Raw genomic sequence first — 20,502 nt, 5'->3', positions numbered from 1 at the left:
TATCTCACAAATCGATGGCCGCTTGCTGTGCGGCTTGTTTTAGTAACTCCAGAAAAATCGCCCGTACGGCAGGGTTCTGTCCGAGACCTTCGAAGACAGGGGTAACCTGATAGCCATCCTTCTCAAGCAGGGTCAGCCACGAGTCCTCCTCGTCCCCGGCCATGTCATTGCGGGCATGATCCCCGGCTACGTACATCAGCGGCTTTAACAGCACCTTGCGGGTTTCGGCGGCGGCCAGTTTTTCCCGCACGGTTTCAACGTCGGGCAGCCCTTCCACCAGGCCGATGCAGACGGGCATGCCATATGCACGCCGCAGCAGGATTTCCAGTTCGTAATAGGCGCCCTGGGCCATGTGCTCATTACCGTGACCCATGTAGACCAGGGTGGCATCAACGGCCCGTGCCGCATCGATATCGGGCTTCAGCGCCCGCACCAGGCCATTGAGCTGCTCGCGATGATCAAAAGCGCCCAGCAGGGGTTTGCCGAGGGCGACTTTTTCGAAGGGCTGCCATTGCGGTTTGCTGGTTCTGATCGCGCCCAGAGCTTCGACGTACGCAGCCAGGTCACGGTACTCCTCGCCGTCAACGATCAGTGCCGGCTGGACGACGATCCGCCGATAGCCCTCATTCTGCAGGTCGGCCATGGCGCCCAGCACGTTCTTGACGGTATAAATTTGTTTGGGAATGGCCGGATGTACACGGCGGTAGTTTGCGTCTCCAGCCCGCTCATGCCATTTGCGCCGAATGATGTTGGATGTGAAAGCCAGGCGGACAGGAACGTCGGGATAACGCTCTTTGACATCGTGCAGCATGGCCAGAATCGGTTCCAGGGTTGCCGGATAGGTGGTACCGAAGGCTGCCAGGACGATGGCTGTAAGAGTCTCCTGTTCGCACTGCTTCATGATCGTATGTCCACCAGATAGTCGCCGTTGATCATGGCTTCGTCGAAGGTTGCCATATCGGTTAACATGCCCAGTGCAGCATCGATAATGCCGAAGGCCAGCGGGCAACCGCTGCCTTCACCCAGACGCATGTTCAGATGCAGCATCGGTTCCAGGCCGAGCTCGCGCATGATATGAACGTAGCCGGGTTCCGCCGACAGGTGAGAAGGGATCATGTACTCCTTGACCAGCGGGTTGAGGCGATAGGCTACCAGCGCGGCGGCGGCAGAAATAAAGCCGTCGATGACCACCGGTACTTTGCAATGAGCGGCACCCAGAAAGCAACCGGCCATGCCCGCCACGTCCAGACCGCCAACTTTGGCCAGGACGTCCAGCGGATCGTTCGGATCGGGCTGGTGGAGTGCCAGGGCTGCGCTGATCACCTGTTTTTTGCGCGCCAGGGCTTCGTCACTGATGCCGCCACCCTTGCCGACGGCGACATCAGCATGGGCGCCGGTAAAGGCCATGTAGACGGCGCTGCTGCAACTGGTGTTGCCGATTCCCATTTCGCCGGTACCGATCAGATTATAGCCTTCGGCGACCAGACTTTTGACCATCTCGATACCGACCAGCAGGGCCTGCTCCGCTTCGCGGCGCTCCATGGCGGGTTCCTTGGCGAAATTGGCGGTGCCGGGACGAATTTTGCGTTCGATCAGGCCAGGATGAGAGATGGTCGGCTTAATGCCGATATCGACCACGCGCAGGTCGGCGCCGTTAGCGGCGCTGATGACGCAGATACCGGTGATGTTCTTGAGCATATTGATGGACTGGATAGCGGTCACTTCCTGGGGGGCGCAGGCAATCCCCTCTGCGACAACCCCGTGATCGGCGGCCATGACGATCGTGCATTTTTTACGGGGCGCAGGGGTGATGGTGCCGCTGATGGCGGCCACCTGCACAGCAATTTCTTCCAGTTTTCCCAGACTGCCGGGAGGCTTGACCAGACTGTCGATGTGCGTCTGGGCGGCGGTACGGATTGCGGCGCTGACGGGTTCTATGGTCTCAATGATGGTCTTTAACATCACGGCTCCTTTATTATTTGTATCCGTTGTCAACAATATAACGACACAGGTCCTCGACACTGCGGGGAGGGGTATCCTCGGCAGAGCCCAGCGCATTCCACACCTGCATCACCTGGGGAATCCCGAGTCCGAAGCGGGTAAGCACCTCCTGCTGCGCCGACAGGGTGTCAGTCGCAATGCGCGCCACGCACTTGCCGGCGTCCATAATGACCATCGTATCACTCCACTGATAGGCAAAATCGAGATCATGGGTCGCCAGTAAAACGCTCAATCCGCTCGCGTGGAGTTCGTCGAGCAGGCTCAGAAATTCACGTTGCATGGCAGGGTCGAGTCCGGCCATCGGTTCATCCAGAATCAGCACGCGGGGATGCATGGCCAGCACGCCGGCCAGACAGACCCGTTTTTTCTGCCCGAAGCTGAGGTGCTGCACCGGTTTGTGGGCGCAATCGTTCAGGTGAACGGCCGCCAGCGCCCGGTCAACCCGGTGCCCGACTTCATCTGCTGACAGCCCCAGGTTAAGGGGCCCGAAAGCAACATCTTCGCGCACACTGGCAGAAAAAAGCTGACTGTCAGGATTCTGGAACACCATGCCAATATCGGTACGCAGGCGGATGAGTTCAGCGCGGCGGTAGCTCAGGAGCCGATCATCATAGCGCACCTCTCCCTGCTGGGGCCGCAGCAGACCGTTGGTATGTAGCAATAAGGTGGTTTTGCCGGCACCGTTAGCCCCCAGGATGGCGGTCCGCTCCCCTTCTGCAATCATCAAGGTGCAATCATCAAGGCCTTTGCTGCCGTCCGGGTAGCGGTAGTGTACCGCCTGAAATTCGAGAATAGCGCCTGTCATCCAGCGATCACCACGACGATATTCAGGCTCGCTCCCGCCAGCAGGGCAATCAGGCCGTCGCGCCCGGCATGGGGAAAAGTCTGATCGGCAAAACGCAGAGGGCCCTCGCCTGATCGTGCTTGAGCAGCGGCATGTAACTGTTCCGCCCGTTGCCAGAGGTGCAGGGTGGTATGGGCGATCAGTATTCCCAGGGAGCGCAGGGCGCGCTGGGTGTTGATATATCCCAGGCGCGCTATTTGCGCCGTACGGGTAGCGCTGACGACTTGCGCGAAAACAAAAAGCGAACGATAACCCAGCACCATGATATCGATCAGCAACTCAGGGGTACGCAAGCGCCGCAACAGTGCCATCAAATCCCCTAACGGGGTGGTCAACGGCAGAAACAGCAAGGAGCAAAGGCAGGCGAGGGAGCGGGTGCACACCAGCGTCGCCTGCTTGAGCTGCTCCGCCGGAAAAGACAAGGAAACATCACGCCATGACTCCCCCCAGGTGATGGACAGGGCGATGGAAAATGCACTTAATACCAGAAAAAACAGCGCCGGAGCGAGAATGAGCAGATAAGAGCGCCATGCAATCCGCGCCACGGCCAGCGTCAGGAACGCAAACGTCAGCGCTACGCCGGCGGCAGCCGCCACGCTGGCAGCCAGAAAGGCCGCGCACAAACCGCTCAGGGTAAAAATCCCCTTGGCACTCGGCGCAACATGTCGCCAGGCACTCTGGTGACTGAAGCGCTCTATGCGCATGGCTGCCCTTGCTGCCATGCACGACGCATCCGCACGCGGGTGATGGAGACGCCCAGATAGTAACCGATGAAGCCGCCGCCAAGAGCGGCCTGTAAGGCAAACAGAAGGGATTCGACCTCTGCGCTGGGGGGCTCCCAGAACGGGCTGAACCAGGGCTCGTAGTCCGGCGCAATTTGGTTAATGACCACCATGGCCTCGCCGTCTGCACCGGTGAATGTCTCCTCCTCATCCGTTTGCACCACCCCTAGCGGCACTAGCGCCAGCAGAATGACTGCCAGTATTAACAGCAGGTTCTGGTGCTTTTTCATGGTTGTGCCTCGGGCGCTTGCAGCAGGTTCATCTGCCGCAGTTCCTGTGGGTTAAAGCGTGCCAGCGCATTAAATATCAACACCGACAGCAACCCTTCGATGATGGCCAGTGGCAGCTGCGTGAAAGCGAAAATGGCAGCAAACTTGACGAAAGAAGCCACGAAGCCGCCCGCCGGATCGGGAAACGCCAGTGCCAGTTGCGCCGACGTCGTGAGATAGGTCATCAGGTTAGCACTGCAGGTAGCAAGAAATATGGCCAGTCCAAAGGGTAAACGGACCATGCGCGCCAGCCGGAATACACCGTAGGCAACAAAGGGCCCGACAATTGCCATGGAAAAAACGTTGGCACCCAGCGTTGTGATGCCACCATGGGCCAGTAAGAGCGCTTGAAAAAGCAGAACCACGAGTCCAATCGGTGCCATTGCCGTGGGACCGAACAACAGAGCGCCGAATCCCGTTCCGGTTGGGTGGGAGCTGCTCCCGCTAACCGATGGAATTTTGAGCGCCGAAAGAATAAAGGTAAAGGCCGCTGCAACGCCGAGGAGCATACGATACTCCGGATGTTTTTTGACTTTTTTACCAAGGGAATAGACGCCGTAGGCAACAACGGGAGCCGACACCAGGATCCAGCCGATTGCGTGACCAGCCGGGAGAAACCCTTCCATGATGTGCATTTTTTCTCTCCTGTTTCCCATTTTGGAAACGCAAGAGGCGCAATAAAAAACCCGCCACCTGCAAAGACAGGGGCGGGTTTCCGAATTTAAAGCCGCGCTTGCCCACGCTCCCTGTCCCGGGGAGATTAAAGTGGATGTTTCGACGGCAGGTCTTCTGACTTGCAAGTTACCGGCTGATTGCCGGTGCCCCGGACGGCCTTCCCAGTTGAAAAAACCAGTGGCTTTGTTGTCCAAGATCTAACTCGCTTACAGCGGCGGGTCCGTGGAGGATTTACACCTCACTTCCCGTTGTTGTCCTACCCAGGGTAGAGTAACAAGCCTTGCGGCACCGGCGAAACGTTCGATTGTGGATCGTTATAGGGACTGAAGCGGGAAGATGTCAAGAATTAATCCTCCGGTAGGTGTTTTCAAGGGTGGTTGAAATATGTAAAAATGTTAGATTGTTCGTATATGTTCAGCACCGGCTCGGGGATTCTATGTCAAGGGACGCGATTGTTTCCCGCCGGGTCATCCATGACCGCTTGTTGTCGCCGTCCCTGGCGACTAACACCCTTGCCACAGGAACCTCGATCCTGCGCAAGGACGGTAGTAACTAGTTACAATGGCTCTACCTATCATTCAATCATGTTGGAAGGAAAGGAATCGAATCATGATTTATGAACATATCGGCTTGCAGGTGCCAAAAATTCTGCTACCGAAAAAAGGGGTCGACATGCAGCGCTGGGCGGTGATTGCCTGCGATCAGTATACCTCCGACCGTGACTACTGGCGGCATCTGGACGAGCAGGTTGGCCTGGCGCCCTCGACCTTACGGTTGACCCTGCCGGAAGTCTACCTTGAAGATGCGGACGTTGAGGAGCGCATCCAGGCGATCAACCGCACCATGGAAAGCTATCTGGCGCAAGGGGTTCTGGAAGAACAGCCGCCGGGTTTGATCCTGGTGGATCGCCGTACTTCTGCCGTGCCCTCACGCAAGGGTCTGATGGTAGCCCTTGATCTGGAGCGTTATGATTATCGCCCAGGTTCTAAGAGTCTGATTCGTGCTACCGAAGGAACCATTGTTGAACGGCTGCCGCCACGTATCCGGGTACGGGAAAATGCACCGATTGAACTGCCCCACATCATGGTCTTGATCGATGACCCGCAGTGCACGGTGATCGAGCCGTTGTTCGAGGAGAAGCTGGAGAAGGTTTATGATATCGAGCTGCTGTGCCAGGGTGGGCAGCTGAAGGGGTATCGCGTTGATCAACCGGAATTGCTTGACCAGGTTGTTGCCGCGCTGGAAAAACTCGCCGATCCGCCATCCTATCGAACCCGCTATAATGTCGAAGGGGAGGTCATGCTCTATGCCATGGGGGACGGCAATCATTCGTTCGCCACCGCCAAGGCAATCTGGGAAAAGCTCAAACAAGAGGCTGGTGATCCGCAGTTGGTGATGGATCATCCGGCACGCTTTGCCCTGGTGGAACTGGTCAATGTGCATGATCCGGGGTTGGAATTCGAAGCAATTCACCGGGTATTATTTGATGTTGATGGTGAGGGACTCAAGCAACAGATGGAGACTTTTTTTGCCCAGCGCGGCACGCCTCTGACCATCTCCTCCTGCAGTGATTTGAAAGGAGCCAAAGCCTGCCTCGATGAAATTCAGGGGGAGCACACTTTTGTGATGGTTGTGGAGAGTCACTATTTTGCCTGCGATATCGCTGATCCGGAGTACACCCTTGAGGTTGCTTCTTTGCAGGCTTTCCTTGACGAATATTTAAGTACTAACCCGCAGGTTCGCATTGACTATATTCATGGAGATCATGAAGTGGCCGAACTCGGCAGCAAAGAGCACAACGCCGGATTCTATCTGCCTTCCATCTCCAAACATGACTTGTTCCGGACCATTGTGCTTGACGGCGCCCTGCCGCGCAAAACCTTCTCTATGGGCGAGGCCGACGAAAAGCGCTTTTATTTTGAATGTCGACGGATCAGAGCGGAAAAAGCATGATGAAAGGAGCGGTACCAGTCAACTATATTGTCTTCGATCTGGGCAAGGTGCTGATTGATTACAGCTATGTCGATTTCTTTGCCCTGTTACGTGAACACGGCCTGCAAGCGGCCAGGGTGGAAGATTTTTTGCTGCAGGCCGGATTGCATGACTACGAACACGGCTATTTAGCCTGTGACGATTTTCTCGCCGGGATGAATGGCCTGCTCGCCCGGCCCCTGGCTCAAGAACAATTGATGCAAGCCTGGAACGGTCTCTTTGCTCCGATACCTGAAATGCTTGAATTAGCGGCTGAGCTTAAAAACCATTATCCGGTGTATCTGCTCTCCAATATTGGCAAGCTCCACTGGGATTTTCTGTCAGCAACCTACGCACTTGATACCTATTGTCACGACCGCCTGGCCTCTTTTGAGGTCGGCGCCATGAAGCCCGCCGCCACCATTTACCACGCTGCACAACAGCGCTTTGCCCTTGAGCCCGCATACACCTTGTTTATTGATGACAAACAAGAAAATATCCAGGGTGCCATCGCTTGTGGATGGCAGGGTTTTGTCCATCGTGATCCGGCGGCTACCAGAGACTGCTTGTACAAGTTGACTGGTTTTGCGAACTAATCAGTTGTTGCCAACAGGGCGGAAACACCGGATGGATGCACTGTTCCAGTTAATTGATCGCCTTTTGCCCCGGCGCCTGCAGGTCAAGCTCAGCTTGCTCGTGACGATTCTGCTGATGATGCTGGTCAGTTTGATCGGAGCCTTGTTTTCCGATTTTTCCGAGCGCACCCTGCGCGAACAACTCGGACGCAAAGCACTGAACATTGCCCAGTCGGTGGCGATAAACCCGGTGGTTATAGCGGGGATAAAAAACCGGGATGTGGCATCTGTTCAGCTTTTTGCCGAGAAGCTGCGCGCCGTTACCGGAGCGGAATATGTCGTCGTTGGTGACCGCGAGGGAATTCGTCTGTCCCACCCGGAGCCGGATCGGATTGGCAGGGCTTTTGTTGGGGGAGATCTTGGCCCGGCCCTGAGCGAAGGACGATCGTACGTTTCCGCAGCGGTCGGCACCCTTGGCCCGTCCTTACGAGGAATTGTCCCGGTCCTAAATGGTGATGGGGGCGTAATCGGTTTTGTCGCGGTGGGTTATCTGACCAGTCAGATCAATGATCAGATCCGGTCACAACGCAATGAAATTATCGGTTATGTTGCGATTGTCCTGCTGTTTGGTGTCTTTGGTGCAACCCTCATTGCCCGTGGCCTGAAGGCAGCCATCATGGGCCTTGAAGTCCATGAGATCGGAGCCCTGTTCAAGGAGCGCAGTGCGATTATCGGAGCGGTACGTGAAGGGATTATCGCGGTGGACGGGCGTGGATATCTGACCTTTGTCAATGCCGCCGCACTGAAATACCTTGAGCGTAGCGATATGGATGATCTGCGCGGGGGGCCTCTGGCCGAAGTCTGTCCCTGCCCCGATCTGGCGCAAGCTCTTGCGGACGGAAAACCAGTGCTCGATCAGGAGATGCTCCTGGCCGGACGGGTGATGCTGGTCAACATTGTTCCACTGCAGCATGTGGATGGTGGCATGGTGGTGAGCTTCCGCCCCAAGGATGAACTCGACCGTTTGACCCGGGAACTCACCCACGTCCAGGAGTATTCCGAACTGCTGCGCACCCAGACCCATGAGTATTCCAACAAGATGCACACCATCGCCGGATTGCTCCAGCTCGAAGCCTATCAGGAAGCCCTTGATCTGGTGATTAACGAGTCCAGCGGCTATCAGGAACTGGTGCGCACCCTGGCTGAGGCGGTTCCTGATCCGGTGATTGCCGGATTGATCCTGGGTAAATACAACCGCGCCTGCGAGCTGAAGATCACGATGGAATTTGATCCGCAGAATTCCTTCGTTGATCTGCCCTCCCATCTGGATCGTGACGCGCTGGTAACCATCCTTGGAAATCTGCTGAACAATGCCTTTGAAGCGGTGCGCGAGCGAGGCGAGACGATGCTGGTTCGATTGTATCTGACCGATCTGGGACCCGACCTGGTGATTGAAGTGGAAGATTCCGGCGTAGGCGTTGCTCCTGCCATTGCTGAGAATCTGTTTGATCTGGGCGTGACAACCAAACAAGGGACGGGGCGCGGCACCGGACTGCCTCTGGTCAAGCATGCGGTTACCCGACTGCAAGGGGAAATTACCTACGGCCAGGGGGAGCTTGGTGGAGCTTTATTTACCGTGATGATTCCCAAACAGCAAAGGGCCAACGGATGACCGCAGAAAAAATCAGAGTTTTGGTGGTGGAGGATGATCTGCGCATTGCCGATCTGCATCAGCGTTTTGTCGCTAAGCTGGAGGGGTTCGAGGTTGTCGGTATCGCCGTGCGGATTGACGATGCGCTGGAGATGATTGAGGTGCTGCAGCCCGATCTGGTGCTGCTCGATCTGTTCTTCCCTGAAGGCAACGGCATGGATCTGTTGCGCCATATCCGTGCCGGTGATCAGCCCTGCGATGTGATTCTGATTACCGCCGCGCGCGAAATGGCCACCCTGCAAAATGCCCTGCGCGGCGGCGTGTTCGACTATATTGTCAAGCCGGTATTTTTTCCGCGGTTTCAGGAGTCGCTGCGGAATTTCCGTACCCTTCATCTGGCCTCCCACAGTGGGTCCTCCCTGGAGCAAAAAGATATTGATCGGTTCCTGCATGCGCAGATTCCGGTGACGGCGGACGCAGGTTCCATGCCGGTGCCCAAAGGGATCGACCCCTTAACCCTGAACAAGGTGCGGCAGGCTTTTGCTGATCCACGGGTAGTTGATTTGAGTGCCGAAGATGTCGGTAAGACCATCGGTGCCAGTCGCTCCACCGCGCGCCGTTATCTGGAATATTTAACCACGGAAGGGTATTTAACTGCCGACCTGCTCTACGGTGTTGTCGGTCGCCCGGAACGGCGCTATGTGCGCAATCGCTAAACGGGCACCTGTTATTTTGGTCGTGAACACAATCATCATAATCCCCGCAAAAGAATAAATTCTTTTTAATTCCACAATATTTACAGTTTGATCAACGACTCCTAGTCTGGTGACAACAAGGTCCCGGGGTTTCTGCTCCCGGCTTACTGTTCACCTGTTTCCTCAAGGAGTCTGCCATGTTGTATATCCAGTTTTTTTTCTTGCTGCTGATTCTCTATGTCGGCAGCCGCTATGGCGGTGTCGGTCTCGGCGTCGTTTCCGGCATCGGTCTGTGCATTCAGGTTTTTATCTTTAAAATGCCACCCACCAGTCCACCGATTACCGTTATGCTGATCATTATTGCCGTGGTCACCTGTGCCGCCATTCTGGAAGCGGCCGGAGGTCTCAAATACATGCTGCAGATCGCCGAGCGGTTGCTGCGTTCCAAACCGAAAATGGTGACCATCCTGGGTCCGTTGGTTACCTACACCATGACCTTCATGCTCGGTACCGGCCATGCCGTTTATACCATCATGCCGATCATCGGCGACGTTGCCCTGAAAAATGGCATCCGCCCGGAACGCCCCATGGCGTCAGCCTCGGTCGCATCACAAATGGGCATTACCGCCAGCCCGATTTCAGCCGCTGTTGTTTACTACCTGTCGCAGATGACCGATCTGGTTCCCAACCTGACCCTGCTGTCGATTCTCATGGTCACGGTACCGGGCACCCTGGCCGGAGTACTGCTCATGTCTCTTTACAGTATGCGTCGTGGTGTGGATCTGGAGAAAGACCCTGAATATCAGCGTCGTCTGCAAGATCCCTTGTGGAAAAAGCGGATTGAAGAAACCACCGCGACAACCCTCGGTGAAACCCTGCCGACCTCGGCGCGCACTGCGGTGTTGATCTTTCTTTTGGCCCTGGCCTCCATTGTTGTCGTCGCCATGGTTCCCGAGTTGCGTACTCTCAATGTGGGAGATAAACCGATCGGTATGGCCGTTATCATTCAGATGATGATGCTGGCTTTCGGTGGTCTGATTCTGATCGTTACCAAAACCAAAGCATCGCTGATTCCCGAGGGGGTGGTATTTAAATCCGGTATGGTTGCCGCCATCGCCATCTTTGGTATCGCCTGGATGAGTGACACCTACTTCAAGTTTGCCCTGCCCAGCTTTCAGGGCGGTATCACTGAAATTGTCACCAACCACCCCTGGACCTTCGCCTTTGCCATGTTCATCGTTTCTGTCGTAGTTAACAGCCAGGCCGCAACCTGCCGGATGATGCTCCCCGTCGGTCTGTCCCTGGGCCTGCCGCCGGCCCTGCTGATCGCGATTATGCCATCATCCTACGGTTACTTCTTCATCCCCAACTATCCGTCGGATATCGCTACCGTCAACTTCGACAGTTCCGGAACCACAAAAATCGGCAAATGGTACTTCAACCACAGCTTCATGGTGCCCGGCCTGATCGCCGTCCCCACCGCCTGTATCGTCGGTTATCTTATTGCTATGGTCGTGATTGGCTGAAGGGAAAACTGCTCAGAGTGCTATTGCCGCCCTTTGCGTCTATATGATGCAAGGGGCGGTGCCGTTTAATAAAGCTATGCTTGCCTATGCCCCCGCGAAAAGTTAACATCCCTCTTGGCGAAGGGGGGCGGCATGAACACACAGAACCACAACCATAACCGCAACGCACCGGCTGAAACAAAAGCCGGTGCGTTGCGGTTTTTTTGTCGTTTTTGTTAAGAGGTGTGACTTTGATTGACACTCGGGTGGGGTAGGGTGGTTGGGCGAGGGGCAGAGGAGAGAGTGGTGGAAAAATATTATGCGCATTCCGGGCATAATCCGGATAAGTCGGACTGGCAGGGGCTGGAAGAGCATCTGTTGGGAGTGGCGGAATTGGCGGAGGAGTTTGCTTCTGTCTTTGACGCTGGGGAGTGGGGGCGGATGGCTGGTCTGTTGCACGATGCCGGAAAAGCGACTGCAGCGTTCCAGCGACGTTTGGAAGGAAGTCCTGAGCGGGTCGATCATTCGACATTCGGGGCAAGATTGGCGCAGGAGTTTGGAGGGCGTCTCGGGCTGCTAATCTCCTACATAATTGCCGGACACCATGGTGGTTTGCCGGATGGTGGTTTGCAGGAAAGGGAGCTTCACTACCGCCTCAAATACGGCAAGGTTCCAGAGGATGCCGAGTTGATCCCAGTTGTCGATAATAAGAGGGATCTTTTGCCACCATTTCGGTTAAACAGTAAAGACCCTGTCGGTTTCAGCCTGACTTTTTTTGCCCGGATGATTTTTTCCTGCTTAGTTGATGCCGATTTTCTTGATACCGAGGCTTTCTGTGATCCTGAGAAAAATGCTGACAGACCAGTTGTAATCTCGGGCCAGATGTCAGAACTGAAAAAGAAATTGGATGATCACCTTGTCGATCTTGTTAAGGGAGCAGCACCAACATCGGTCAATCAGTATCGTCACGAAATCCTGACACAATGCCGCATCAAGGCAGATTTACCACCGCAGATTTTTTCCCTGACGGTTCCAACCGGTGGCGGCAAAACTCTTTCTTCTTTGATTTTTGCTTTGGATCACGCTGCGGCAACGCCCCCGCGCACAAACTCTTCGACCTGATCGACATCAAACGCAACAACCGCACCGAAGGTCCAGCGCGGTCGTTCAAGGATTATGACGTGACGGTCGGCACGGCCCCGGCGGGGGTTGAGATAATCGAGAAACTGTAACGCCTGTCGCACATGCGACAGGCGATTTCAGATCTCAGATTGCATATTTCACAGAGGCTGCTGTCAATGTTCTGAGATCTGAAATTTCAAATTTGAAATAGCCGTTGTGCAGCGCTATGCACAACGGCGAGAGGGGAAAGATGAAATACGAAAATTTTGAGGATGTACCGGTTTGGAAGTCCGGAGTGGACTTGACCGTAAAGGTTTTTGAGGTGACGGAAAATTCCGCTTTTCGCGGACGGGGTGACATTGCCAACCAGATTCAGCGGGCCTCTCTGTCGGTGTCGAACAACATAGCGGAAGGATTCGAACGCGGCACAACCCCGGAGCTGATCCAGTTTTTGTATTACGCCAAAGGTTCCGCTGGTGAAGTGCGATCAATCTGCCATGTGATTGAACGCATGGCGGCGTTTAATCATCTGAGATCTCAAATTTCAGATCTGAAATCGCTGGCGCGGAGCATTTCGCGTCAGCTCGGTGGTTGGGCCTTTTCGTTACAGGAAACGGACATCAAAGGCACTCGTCATCTAACGGAAAAATCGAAAAACACTTACCGTCGGCAGGCGGAGGCACAGGAGCTGATGGAACAGTTGAACAGAGATTATCAAAAACAATTACGTAAAGACTGATATGTACGCAGAATCCGACTACATCATGATTTCCGCCCTTCAGCACTACCTGTTCTGTCCGCGCCAGTGCGCCCTGATCCACATTGAGCAGCTGTGGGCGGAAAATCGCTACACTGCCGAGGGCAGGGTTCTGCATGAACGTGCCGATAGCGGAAAAAGCGAACGAACAGGATCACTGCGGGTTGTACGTACCCTGTCGATCTGCTCTGCCCATTACGGTTTGAGCGGGCAAGCAGATGTGGTTGAGTTTCATGATAACGGCAGTGTGCTGCCAGTGGAGTATAAACGCGGTCGCCCCAAAGCCGACTCGTGCGACGAAGTGCAACTCTGTGCCCAGGCCCTCTGTCTGGAGGAAATGCTGAAGGTTGAAATCCCCCAGGGTGCCCTCTACTACGGGCAGAAACGCCGGCGCAAGGAGATCGCGCTCGACAAGAACCTCAGAGGCCTGACCAGCGCAACAATTCAGAACACACACCAGCTAATTGCCGGTGGGATAACGCCAAAGGCGATCTATTCACAGAAATGTGAGCAATGTTCACTGTTGCAACTCTGCATGCCGAAAAGTTGTCAGGGACATCAATCCGTTACGGACTATCTTGCCCGCGCTCTGGAGGGGCTGCCATGAGAAAAATGCTCAATACCCTTTACGTCACCACCCAGGGTGCTTATCTCAATAAAGAAGGGGAAACCGTCGTCGTTAATGTTGAGCGTGAAACCCGACTGCGCCTGCCGATCCACACTCTGGGTTCGATTGTGTGTTTCGGTAATGTGCTGTGCAGTCCTTTTCTGCTCGGGCATTGTGCCGAGAATCATGTTTCCGTCAGCTTCATGACCGAATACGGTCGCTTTCTGGCACGGGTTCAGGGGTCGGTTTCGGGCAATGTGTTGCTGCGGCGGGAACAGTATCGTCGGGCGGACTGCGACAAACACTCCGCGCAACTTGCCCGGATGTTTGTTTTCGGCAAAGTGATCAATTCCCGAACCAGTATTCATCGAGCCTTGCGTGATCATGGCGATAAAATTGGGAATTCCGGGATTGAACAGACAGTAAAAAGTTTTTCCCGCTACGCCGAGCGCTTATTGCAGGAGGGTGATCTGGATAGTGTTCGTGGTCTCGAAGGCCGAACTGCAAGGGATTATTTTGATCAGTTTAATCACCTGATCGTTACGAATAAGAATGATTTCGTTTTTTCCGGGCGCAATCGCAGGCCCCCTCTCGACCCTGTCAATTGCTTGCTGTCGTTTGTTTATTCACTGCTCTATCACGATGCACGATCTGCTCTGGAAAGTGTCGGGCTTGACCCCGCAGTCGGCTTTTTGCATCGGGATCGACCGGGGCGCTTAAGCCTGGCTCTGGACCTAATGGAAGAGTTTCGTCCCATGCTGGCGGATCGTTTGGTGTTGTCACTGATCAATCTCGGACAAGTGAAAAAGAAGGGTTTTACCCTAACCGAATCCGGCGCAGTGAAAATGTCGGACGAAACTCGAAAGGAGGTGTTGGTCGCCTACCAGAAACGTAAACAGGAAGAGATTGAGCACCCCTTTTTACAAGAGAAAGTTCCGGTCGGAATGCTGGTTATTGCCCAAGCCCAATTGCTCAGTCGTTTTTTACGTGGCGATCTCGATGAGTATCCCCCGTTTCTGTGGAGATGAATCATGATGGTGCTGGTAAGTTACGACGTGTCGACCATGGAAAAATCGGGAGCGAGGAGACTGCGCCGGGTGGCAAGAATTTGTCAGAATCATGGTCAGCGGGTTCAATACTCGGTTTTTGAATGCATTGTCGATCCGGGACAGTGGACGAAGATGCGCCAACAACTGATTGACGTCATCGATCATCATCAGGATAGCCTGAGGTTCTATTTTCTCGGGGCAAACTGGAGAAAGCGGGTTGAGCATGTTGGTGCCAAGGAAGGGGTCGATCAGGAAGGGCCATTGATTCTGTAGCGAACCCCAAGCTGTGGGTGATTTCCCGGCAGGTTCGCGCGGACGCAGGTCTTTGAAAAACAAATAGAAAGTCTGACCAATGGAAAAAATTGACGTGCATTTGCGACAAAGAAAACAGGTGCGCGAAAAAGAAGAAAAAAACAAAGTAGAATCATGCTCTTAGCAGCATGCGGTCGCCCCCCGCGCGGGGGCGTGGATTGAAACACCTCAGTGAGGTCCCTTTTTTTGCCCAGCAAGAGGTCGCCCCCCGCGCGGGGGCGTGGATTGAAACAAAAACAGATGATAAAGGACATGGTATCGGTCGGCGTCGCCCCCCGCGCGGGGGCGTGGATTGAAACGAAAAGATGGTTGACAGTGCTCAAAGAATATTGTTACCAGCGTATTGAAGAGATTTTTTATCAGCCGGAGCGGATCGGAGATTTTCATTGGTAGCGATGGGCAGAAAAATGGCCGTCGTTCCCTGTCCTAGAACAAAGCGGTTCCTGTGGGTAAGGAGCCGCTTTGTCGTGATGGGGGTTAATCGTGGACGCTGTAAGGCAGAATCAGGTTGAGCACGACGCCAATAATACCGGCCAAACCGATGCCGCCGAGTTTGACGATGGCCAGGTCGAAGGTCATGCCACCGATGCCGAAGACCAGGATAATCGCAACAATGGCCATGTTGCGGGGTTGCATCAGATCGGTGCCGGCTCGGACCAGCGTGCCGATGCCGATAACGGCGATGGCACCGAACAATAGAACCATGATACCGCCCATGACGGGAACCGGGATGGTGCTTAACAGGCCACCGAGCTTGCCGACAAAAGCCAGAATGATAGCCGCAATAGCTGCCCAGGTCATGATGGCCGGATTAAAGGAACGGGTCAGGGCAACGGCGCCGGAAACTTCGGAGTAGGTGGTGTTGGGTGGGCCACCGAGCAGTGCGGCAACGCTGGTGGCAACGCCGTCACCGAGCAGGGTGTTCTGGATACCGGGGTCCCGGACATAATCTTTGCCGGTGATACCGCCGATTGCCATGACATCACCGAAATGCTCAATGGCCGGCGCCAGGGCGATGGGGACGATGAAGAGGATGGCTTCCAGATTCCACACCGGCATGGTGAAATTGGGGATGGCCAGCCAGGGCGCTTCGATCGCCTTCTGCATGGAGATCAGCGCTGGGCCCGTCCAGTTGGGGAGATCACCGGGATCAAAAGAGGCATGCAGTGTCGCAGTCAGGCCGCTTAGATCAAACAGCAGGGAAGCACCATAGCCGGCGATAATACCGCAGAGAATGGGGATCAGGCGGAACATGCCGTGCCCCAGTAGTGACACCAGCACCGTCACCGTCAGGGCAATGCCGGCAATGATGTAAGCCGTGGTTTCAGGAACCAGCCAGGCGGACCCGTCGCCGGTCCGCCCCGAGGCCATATGAATGGCTACCGGAGCAAGGACCAGGCCGATGACCATAATGACCGGCCCGACCACAATCGGCGGCAGGAACCGGTGGAGAATGCCGCTACCGAAAATGCGCACGAGGATGCTCAAAACGATATAGAGCCCACCGGCGGCCAGCAGACCGCACATGGTTCCGGCAATTCCCCATTGGCCAACCCCGTAAATAATCGGAGCAATAAAGGCAAAGCTGGAAGCCAGGAATACCGGAACCTTGCCCCGAGTGATGATCTGGAACACCAGGGTGCCGACTCCGGCGGTAAACAGGGCGACATTGGCATCGAGCCCGGTCAGCAGCGGAACCAGTACCAGGGCGCCGAAAGCAACAAACAGCATCTGGGCACCCAGCAGACCATCCTGCAGGCGAAAGTGGTAGTCAGTAGGGGCGTGGACTTTTTTCATTGGGTCTCCTGAAGCGGATGAAAGTGGTTACTTGGTGCCGAAAATTTTATCCCCGGCATCACCCAGGCCGGGGATAATGTAGCCGTTTTCGTTAAGGCGTTCATCGACGGAGGCGATATAGATGTCGACATCGGGATGCGCCTTGCTGACGCGCTCGATTCCTTCCGGAACCGCTACCAGAAAAAGGCCACGAATACTGGTGCAACCGGCTTTTTTGAGCATGTCAACGCAGGCGACCAGAGAACCGCCGGTGGCCAGCATCGGGTCGAGAATCAGTGCGGTACGATCCTCCATCGAACTGGTCAACTTTTCAAAATAGGTCACCGGCTGCAGGGTTTCTTCGTCGCGATAAAGTCCGACAACGCTGACCCTGGCACTGGGAATCAGATCCAGCACTCCGTCCATCATCCCCAGGCCGGCGCGTAGAATCGGCACCACGGTGATTTTTTTCCCTTTGATCCGCTGTACCGTCACCGGGCCATTCCAGCCGGCAATGGTTTCATCTTCGGTTTCCAGATCTTTGGTCGCCTCGTAGGTCAGCAGTCGGGCAACCTCGGAGGCGAGTTCGCGAAAATCCTTGGTGCTGATGTCGTGCTGGCGCATCAGTCCGAGTTTGTGTTTAACCAGAGGATGGTTGACTTCATGGACGGCCATGTCATTGCTCCTTGAAAGAGGGCGGGAATTACCGCCGCACAGCATAAAAGGATCGACCTGATCGGTCAAGAATTTCAGTGTCTGTCGAGTCAGTTGGTCGATGGGCTGAGAAACAGAGGTGCTTTTTGCTGACAAGAGGCTTTCTTCTGCGAGTAAAGATAGGCTATAGTCACCGGTCGGCATGTTATCGAAATGGCTATAAAAATGGCAAAACCTGCAAAGAACCTGAAACCTGTTCTGTTCAGACATCGGCTTGAATACGCGGCTCTGCTGGCTGTTGCGCCGCTGATCCGTGCGTTGCCGCGCCAGGCGGCATTGCGTTTTGGCCGCCGGCTCGGCAGTTTAAGTCGCTGGTTTTTGGCGGCGCGCCGCAAGTTGGCGGAAGATAATGTGCACCAGGCTTTTCCAGACTGGTCCCCGCAGCAAATTACGGCGCTGGTAAAGCGCAACTTTGAACAGCTGGGGATGTCCGCGGTCGATTCGCTACGCCTTGATCTGTTTGCTGTCGATACGCCCGAGGAATATTTCGAGATCCGTGGCGTTGAGCATCTGCGCGAAGCTCAGGACCTGGGACGCGGCGTTATTCTGCTGACCGGTCACCTTGGTTTTTGGGAGGCGGGAAACTACGTGTTCCCGGCCCTGGGCGTGCCGCTTGATACTATCGCCAAACCGTTAAAAAATCGTCTGACGGACGCTTACTTTCAACGGATTCGCACCCACTTCGGTGCCGATATTATCAGCAGTCGCAAGGGTGCCCGGCAGATCCTCAAGTCGTTGCAATCGGGACGCGCTATAGGTTTGTTGCTCGATCAGCATATATCGCCACCGGGTTCGGTGCCGGTCGATTTTTTTGGTCGTAAAGCGTACGTAACGACCGCCATCACCAATATGGCGATGAAATACAGGATCCCGATTGTGCCGACCTTTTGTCTGCGCCGGCCGGATAATCGCTATGACGTCTGGATCGATCCCCCGCTACTGCTTGAGGGTGACGGTGAGGCCGCACTGGCTGAAAATACCCAGTATCTGACGAACATCATCGAACAGGCCATCCGCCGCGATCCCGGCCAATGGTTCTGGCTGCACAAGCGCTGGCGCAAAATTAACATCACGAAGTAACAGGACGTAAAAACCAGCTTATGCCCTTGTCCCCAGTGAGGGCAAAAGCTATTCACCACCCGTTCGCTGCGCTCGCCAGAGTCACAGAGAACATCAGATTTTTATGAATTTCTCAGCGCCTCAGTGGTGAATGCTTTATCATTCCGAATCAATAACTTGAGTGAAGTGAGCAACCAAGGTAATTAATTGCTTAAACGGAGAAATTACAGATGACTTTGCAGCAGGAAATAGCCAAACGCCGCACCTTCGGTATTATCAGTCACCCGGATGCCGGTAAAACCACCCTGACCGAAAAGCTGTTATTGTTTGGTGGCGCCATCCAGATGGCCGGAACCGTCAAGGCGCGCAAGTCGGATCGTCACGCCACCAGTGACTGGATGAATATTGAAAAGGAGCGGGGGATTTCTGTTTCTTCTTCGGTGATGAAGTTTGACTATCGTGATTTTGAGATCAACCTTCTTGATACCCCCGGTCACCAGGATTTTTCCGAGGATACCTATCGGGTTCTCACCGCGGTGGACAGTGCCCTGATGGTCATCGACAGTGCCAAAGGGGTCGAGCCCCAGACCGAAAAACTGATGGAAGTGTGCCGGATGCGTAATACCCCGGTGCTGACCTTCATCAACAAGCTCGACCGCGAGGGGCAATTCCCCCTTGATCTCCTCGCTGATATCGAGGAAAAGCTGCAGATCGAATGTGCGCCATTGTCATGGCCGATCGGCATGGGGAAGCGCTTTAAAGGGGTCTATAACCTCTACCGCAACGAGTTGCACCTGTTTCGCCCCGGCGAAGACCGCCGCAAGACCAACATCATCAGCATTGATGACATCAACAGTCCCGAACTTGATCAATTGCTCGGTACCCAGGCGCAGGAATTGCGGGATGACATTGAATTGCTTCAGGGCGCGGCCAACCCCTTTGATCGCGATGAGTATCTGCGTGCTAACCAGACGCCGGTGTTTTTTGGTAGCGCCATCAATAACTTCGGTGTGCAGGAGATGCTGGATGCCTTTGTTGAACTGGCACCACCGCCGGGGATCAGGGCGGCGGCCGAACGGATGGTGGCGCCGGATGAAGAGCAGTTTTCCGGGTTTGTGTTTAAAATCCAGGCGAATATGGATCCGGCTCACCGCGACCGTATTGCTTTTTTGCGGATCTGTTCGGGGAAATTCAGCCGTGGCATGAAGGTGCGCCACCACCGGATCGGCAAGGATATTTCCCTGGCCAATGCGACCATTTTTATGGCCCAGGATCGCGCCCATGTGGAAGAGGCTTTTCCCGGGGATATCATCGGTCTGCACAATCATGGCACGATTAAGATCGGTGACACCTTCAGCGATAAGGAACCCCTTAAATTCACGGGCATACCCAGCTTCGCGCCGGAGCACTTTCGTCGCGTCCGGCTGAAGGACCCCCTCAAGTCCAAACAGTTGCAAAAGGGCTTGATCCAATTGGCCGAAGAAGGTGCCGTCCAGGTGTTCAAGCCGGTCAATGGTGCTGAGTTTATCCTGGGTGCTGTGGGCGTTCTCCAGTTTGACGTGACCATGGAGCGTTTGAAAGCCGAATACAATGTTAACGCGGTCTACGAAGGTGTCGATTTTACCACCGCTCGCTGGATTCGTGCCAAAGACCGCAAGCGCCTGGAAGAGTTCCAGAAGAAAAACCAGAACAATCTGGCTATCGATGCCGAAGGGGAGCTGACCTATCTGGCCGCCAGTGAGTGGCGTTTACAGCATACCCTCGAACAGTGGGAAGGGATCGAGTTTCTCAAATCGCGCGAATATAAGTAATTTTCACCTTGAGATTCCGGTAGTTCCGGCATGCGGAAGATGCAGGTGTGGCGATTTGTCCCGGGCTGCTTATTTTTATGCCTTGATCCTTGTAAATAACGTTTGAGCATGCTAATTATCTCTTCTCCGCTTGGCGATGTGCCTTAACTATTCAGCACGATCCTTGTGCAAGGTCAGGGCTCCTGTGGCAAGGGTGTTTGTCGCCAGGGACGGCGACAAAAAGCGGACATGGATGACGAACAGCGTCCCTCGACATAGGATCCGAAGATCCGGTGCGGAACAGTTACGTGCTTTTTTCTTCTTTTATCTTTTTTAGGTATTAAGACG

20 protein-coding genes and 1 riboswitch are annotated in these 20,502 nt (G+C 54.8%); of the genes, 12 read left to right on the top strand and 8 right to left on the bottom strand.

Annotation, left to right across the window (positions count from 1 at the left end):
• Positions 1–4: 4 nt before the first annotated feature.
• The 6 genes from ICT70_RS04030 to ICT70_RS04005 are packed head-to-tail and all read right to left on the bottom strand — an operon-like array spanning position 5 to position 4,531.
• On the bottom strand, positions 5–901 hold the full coding sequence (locus ICT70_RS04030; protein WP_191154098.1) for a sirohydrochlorin cobaltochelatase: 897 nt from the start codon (positions 899–901) through the stop codon (positions 5–7).
• Positions 898–1,962: a nicotinate-nucleotide--dimethylbenzimidazole phosphoribosyltransferase gene (gene cobT, locus ICT70_RS04025; RefSeq protein ID WP_191154097.1), complete on the bottom strand. Its 1,065-nt coding sequence runs from the start codon at positions 1,960–1,962 to the stop codon at positions 898–900. Before cobT ends, ICT70_RS04030 begins: the two co-directional genes overlap by 4 nt.
• Before the next feature lie 13 nt (positions 1,963–1,975).
• Positions 1,976–2,806, bottom strand: a complete 831-nt coding sequence (locus ICT70_RS04020) for an energy-coupling factor ABC transporter ATP-binding protein (protein WP_191154096.1) — start codon at positions 2,804–2,806, stop codon at positions 1,976–1,978.
• Positions 2,803–3,567: a cobalt ECF transporter T component CbiQ gene (gene cbiQ / locus ICT70_RS04015; protein ID WP_224746795.1), complete on the bottom strand. Its 765-nt coding sequence runs from the start codon at positions 3,565–3,567 to the stop codon at positions 2,803–2,805. Before cbiQ ends, ICT70_RS04020 begins: the two co-directional genes overlap by 4 nt.
• Positions 3,540–3,857 (bottom strand): energy-coupling factor ABC transporter substrate-binding protein, encoded by a 318-nt coding sequence (locus tag ICT70_RS04010; RefSeq protein ID WP_191154095.1) that lies wholly within the window; start codon positions 3,855–3,857, stop codon positions 3,540–3,542. Before ICT70_RS04010 ends, cbiQ begins: the two co-directional genes overlap by 28 nt.
• Positions 3,854–4,531, bottom strand: coding sequence for an energy-coupling factor ABC transporter permease (locus tag ICT70_RS04005; RefSeq protein ID WP_191154094.1), 678 nt, complete (start codon positions 4,529–4,531; stop codon positions 3,854–3,856). Before ICT70_RS04005 ends, ICT70_RS04010 begins: the two co-directional genes overlap by 4 nt.
• A gap of 127 nt (positions 4,532–4,658) precedes the next feature.
• Positions 4,659–4,879: riboswitch (cobalamin riboswitch) on the bottom strand.
• A gap of 301 nt (positions 4,880–5,180) precedes the next feature.
• Here ICT70_RS04005 and ICT70_RS04000 point away from each other — a divergent pair.
• From ICT70_RS04000 to cas2, 10 genes are all read left to right on the top strand, one after another.
• Complete coding sequence (locus tag ICT70_RS04000) at positions 5,181–6,524, top strand: DUF1015 domain-containing protein (RefSeq protein ID WP_191154093.1); 1,344 nt, start codon at positions 5,181–5,183, stop codon at positions 6,522–6,524.
• Positions 6,521–7,138: an HAD family hydrolase gene (locus ICT70_RS03995; RefSeq protein ID WP_191154092.1), complete on the top strand. Its 618-nt coding sequence runs from the start codon at positions 6,521–6,523 to the stop codon at positions 7,136–7,138. Before ICT70_RS04000 ends, ICT70_RS03995 begins: the two co-directional genes overlap by 4 nt.
• Before the next feature lie 31 nt (positions 7,139–7,169).
• Positions 7,170–8,789, top strand: a complete 1,620-nt coding sequence (locus ICT70_RS03990; RefSeq protein ID WP_191154091.1) for an ATP-binding protein — start codon at positions 7,170–7,172, stop codon at positions 8,787–8,789.
• Entirely contained in the window at positions 8,786–9,484 is a 699-nt protein-coding gene (locus ICT70_RS03985; RefSeq protein WP_191154090.1) for a response regulator, read from the top strand. The genes ICT70_RS03990 and ICT70_RS03985 overlap by 4 nt, the downstream gene beginning before the upstream one ends.
• Before the next feature lie 176 nt (positions 9,485–9,660).
• The gene (locus ICT70_RS03980) at positions 9,661–10,989 is read left to right on the top strand and encodes an anaerobic C4-dicarboxylate transporter (protein WP_191154089.1); all 1,329 of its coding nucleotides are present in this window, start codon (positions 9,661–9,663) and stop codon (positions 10,987–10,989) included.
• Between the two features lie 285 nt (positions 10,990–11,274).
• A complete protein-coding gene (locus tag ICT70_RS03975; RefSeq protein WP_191154088.1) occupies positions 11,275–12,090 on the top strand; it encodes a CRISPR-associated endonuclease Cas3'' in 816 nt (271 codons plus the stop codon).
• A gap of 250 nt (positions 12,091–12,340) precedes the next feature.
• The gene (locus ICT70_RS03970; RefSeq protein WP_191154087.1) at positions 12,341–12,829 is read left to right on the top strand and encodes a four helix bundle protein; all 489 of its coding nucleotides are present in this window, start codon (positions 12,341–12,343) and stop codon (positions 12,827–12,829) included.
• A 1-nt stretch (position 12,830) separates the two neighbouring features.
• Complete coding sequence (gene cas4, locus ICT70_RS03965; RefSeq protein ID WP_191154086.1) at positions 12,831–13,454, top strand: CRISPR-associated protein Cas4; 624 nt, start codon at positions 12,831–12,833, stop codon at positions 13,452–13,454.
• Entirely contained in the window at positions 13,451–14,482 is a 1,032-nt protein-coding gene (cas1c, locus tag ICT70_RS03960; RefSeq protein ID WP_191154085.1) for a type I-C CRISPR-associated endonuclease Cas1c, read from the top strand. The genes cas4 and cas1c overlap by 4 nt, the downstream gene beginning before the upstream one ends.
• Before the next feature lie 3 nt (positions 14,483–14,485).
• On the top strand, positions 14,486–14,776 hold the full coding sequence (gene cas2 / locus ICT70_RS03955; RefSeq protein ID WP_191154084.1) for a CRISPR-associated endonuclease Cas2: 291 nt from the start codon (positions 14,486–14,488) through the stop codon (positions 14,774–14,776).
• A gap of 516 nt (positions 14,777–15,292) precedes the next feature.
• Here cas2 and ICT70_RS03945 read toward each other — a convergent pair.
• Complete coding sequence (locus ICT70_RS03945) at positions 15,293–16,612, bottom strand: uracil-xanthine permease family protein (protein ID WP_191154082.1); 1,320 nt, start codon at positions 16,610–16,612, stop codon at positions 15,293–15,295.
• A gap of 27 nt (positions 16,613–16,639) precedes the next feature.
• Positions 16,640–17,266 carry a uracil phosphoribosyltransferase gene (gene upp, locus ICT70_RS03940; protein ID WP_191154081.1) on the bottom strand — a complete coding sequence of 209 codons (627 nt, stop codon included), beginning with the start codon at positions 17,264–17,266 and terminating at the stop codon, positions 16,640–16,642.
• Positions 17,267–17,470: 204 nt separating this feature from the next.
• On the opposite strand from upp, the gene ICT70_RS03935 reads away from it, so the two are divergent.
• Together ICT70_RS03935 and ICT70_RS03930 are read left to right on the top strand one after the other, a co-directional pair.
• The gene (locus ICT70_RS03935) at positions 17,471–18,385 is read left to right on the top strand and encodes a lysophospholipid acyltransferase family protein (protein ID WP_191154080.1); all 915 of its coding nucleotides are present in this window, start codon (positions 17,471–17,473) and stop codon (positions 18,383–18,385) included.
• Between the two features lie 209 nt (positions 18,386–18,594).
• Positions 18,595–20,175 carry a peptide chain release factor 3 gene (locus ICT70_RS03930; RefSeq protein ID WP_191154079.1) on the top strand — a complete coding sequence of 527 codons (1,581 nt, stop codon included), beginning with the start codon at positions 18,595–18,597 and terminating at the stop codon, positions 20,173–20,175.
• The last annotated feature ends 327 nt before the right edge of the window (positions 20,176–20,502 follow it).

The sequence above is a fragment of the Pelovirga terrestris genome, assembly GCF_014773365.1.
GTDB classification, from domain to species: Bacteria; Desulfobacterota; Desulfuromonadia; order Desulfuromonadales; family Geopsychrobacteraceae; genus Pelovirga; species Pelovirga terrestris.
This window is presented reverse-complemented; position numbering and strand designations above follow the sequence as displayed.

Coding starts and splice junctions, on each gene's coding strand:
- ICT70_RS04030 (WP_191154098.1), bottom strand. CDS start 901: ATGAAGCAGTGCGAACAGGAGACTCTTACAGCCATCGTCCTGGCAGCC.
- ICT70_RS03990 (WP_191154091.1), top strand. CDS start 7,170: ATGGATGCACTGTTCCAGTTAATTGATCGCCTTTTGCCCCGGCGCCTG.
- ICT70_RS03935 (WP_191154080.1), top strand. CDS start 17,471: ATGGCAAAACCTGCAAAGAACCTGAAACCTGTTCTGTTCAGACATCGG.
- ICT70_RS03945 (WP_191154082.1), bottom strand. CDS start 16,612: ATGAAAAAAGTCCACGCCCCTACTGACTACCACTTTCGCCTGCAGGAT.
- ICT70_RS04000 (WP_191154093.1), top strand. CDS start 5,181: ATGATTTATGAACATATCGGCTTGCAGGTGCCAAAAATTCTGCTACCG.
- cas2 (WP_191154084.1), top strand. CDS start 14,486: ATGATGGTGCTGGTAAGTTACGACGTGTCGACCATGGAAAAATCGGGA.
- cas1c (WP_191154085.1), top strand. CDS start 13,451: ATGAGAAAAATGCTCAATACCCTTTACGTCACCACCCAGGGTGCTTAT.
- cbiQ (WP_224746795.1), bottom strand. CDS start 3,567: ATGGCAGCAAGGGCAGCCATGCGCATAGAGCGCTTCAGTCACCAGAGT.
- ICT70_RS03995 (WP_191154092.1), top strand. CDS start 6,521: ATGATGAAAGGAGCGGTACCAGTCAACTATATTGTCTTCGATCTGGGC.
- ICT70_RS04010 (WP_191154095.1), bottom strand. CDS start 3,857: ATGAAAAAGCACCAGAACCTGCTGTTAATACTGGCAGTCATTCTGCTG.
- ICT70_RS03980 (WP_191154089.1), top strand. CDS start 9,661: ATGTTGTATATCCAGTTTTTTTTCTTGCTGCTGATTCTCTATGTCGGC.
- cas4 (WP_191154086.1), top strand. CDS start 12,831: ATGTACGCAGAATCCGACTACATCATGATTTCCGCCCTTCAGCACTAC.
- ICT70_RS04020 (WP_191154096.1), bottom strand. CDS start 2,806: ATGACAGGCGCTATTCTCGAATTTCAGGCGGTACACTACCGCTACCCG.
- upp (WP_191154081.1), bottom strand. CDS start 17,266: ATGGCCGTCCATGAAGTCAACCATCCTCTGGTTAAACACAAACTCGGA.
- ICT70_RS04005 (WP_191154094.1), bottom strand. CDS start 4,531: ATGCACATCATGGAAGGGTTTCTCCCGGCTGGTCACGCAATCGGCTGG.
- ICT70_RS03930 (WP_191154079.1), top strand. CDS start 18,595: ATGACTTTGCAGCAGGAAATAGCCAAACGCCGCACCTTCGGTATTATC.
- ICT70_RS03970 (WP_191154087.1), top strand. CDS start 12,341: ATGAAATACGAAAATTTTGAGGATGTACCGGTTTGGAAGTCCGGAGTG.
- ICT70_RS03985 (WP_191154090.1), top strand. CDS start 8,786: ATGACCGCAGAAAAAATCAGAGTTTTGGTGGTGGAGGATGATCTGCGC.
- cobT (WP_191154097.1), bottom strand. CDS start 1,962: ATGTTAAAGACCATCATTGAGACCATAGAACCCGTCAGCGCCGCAATC.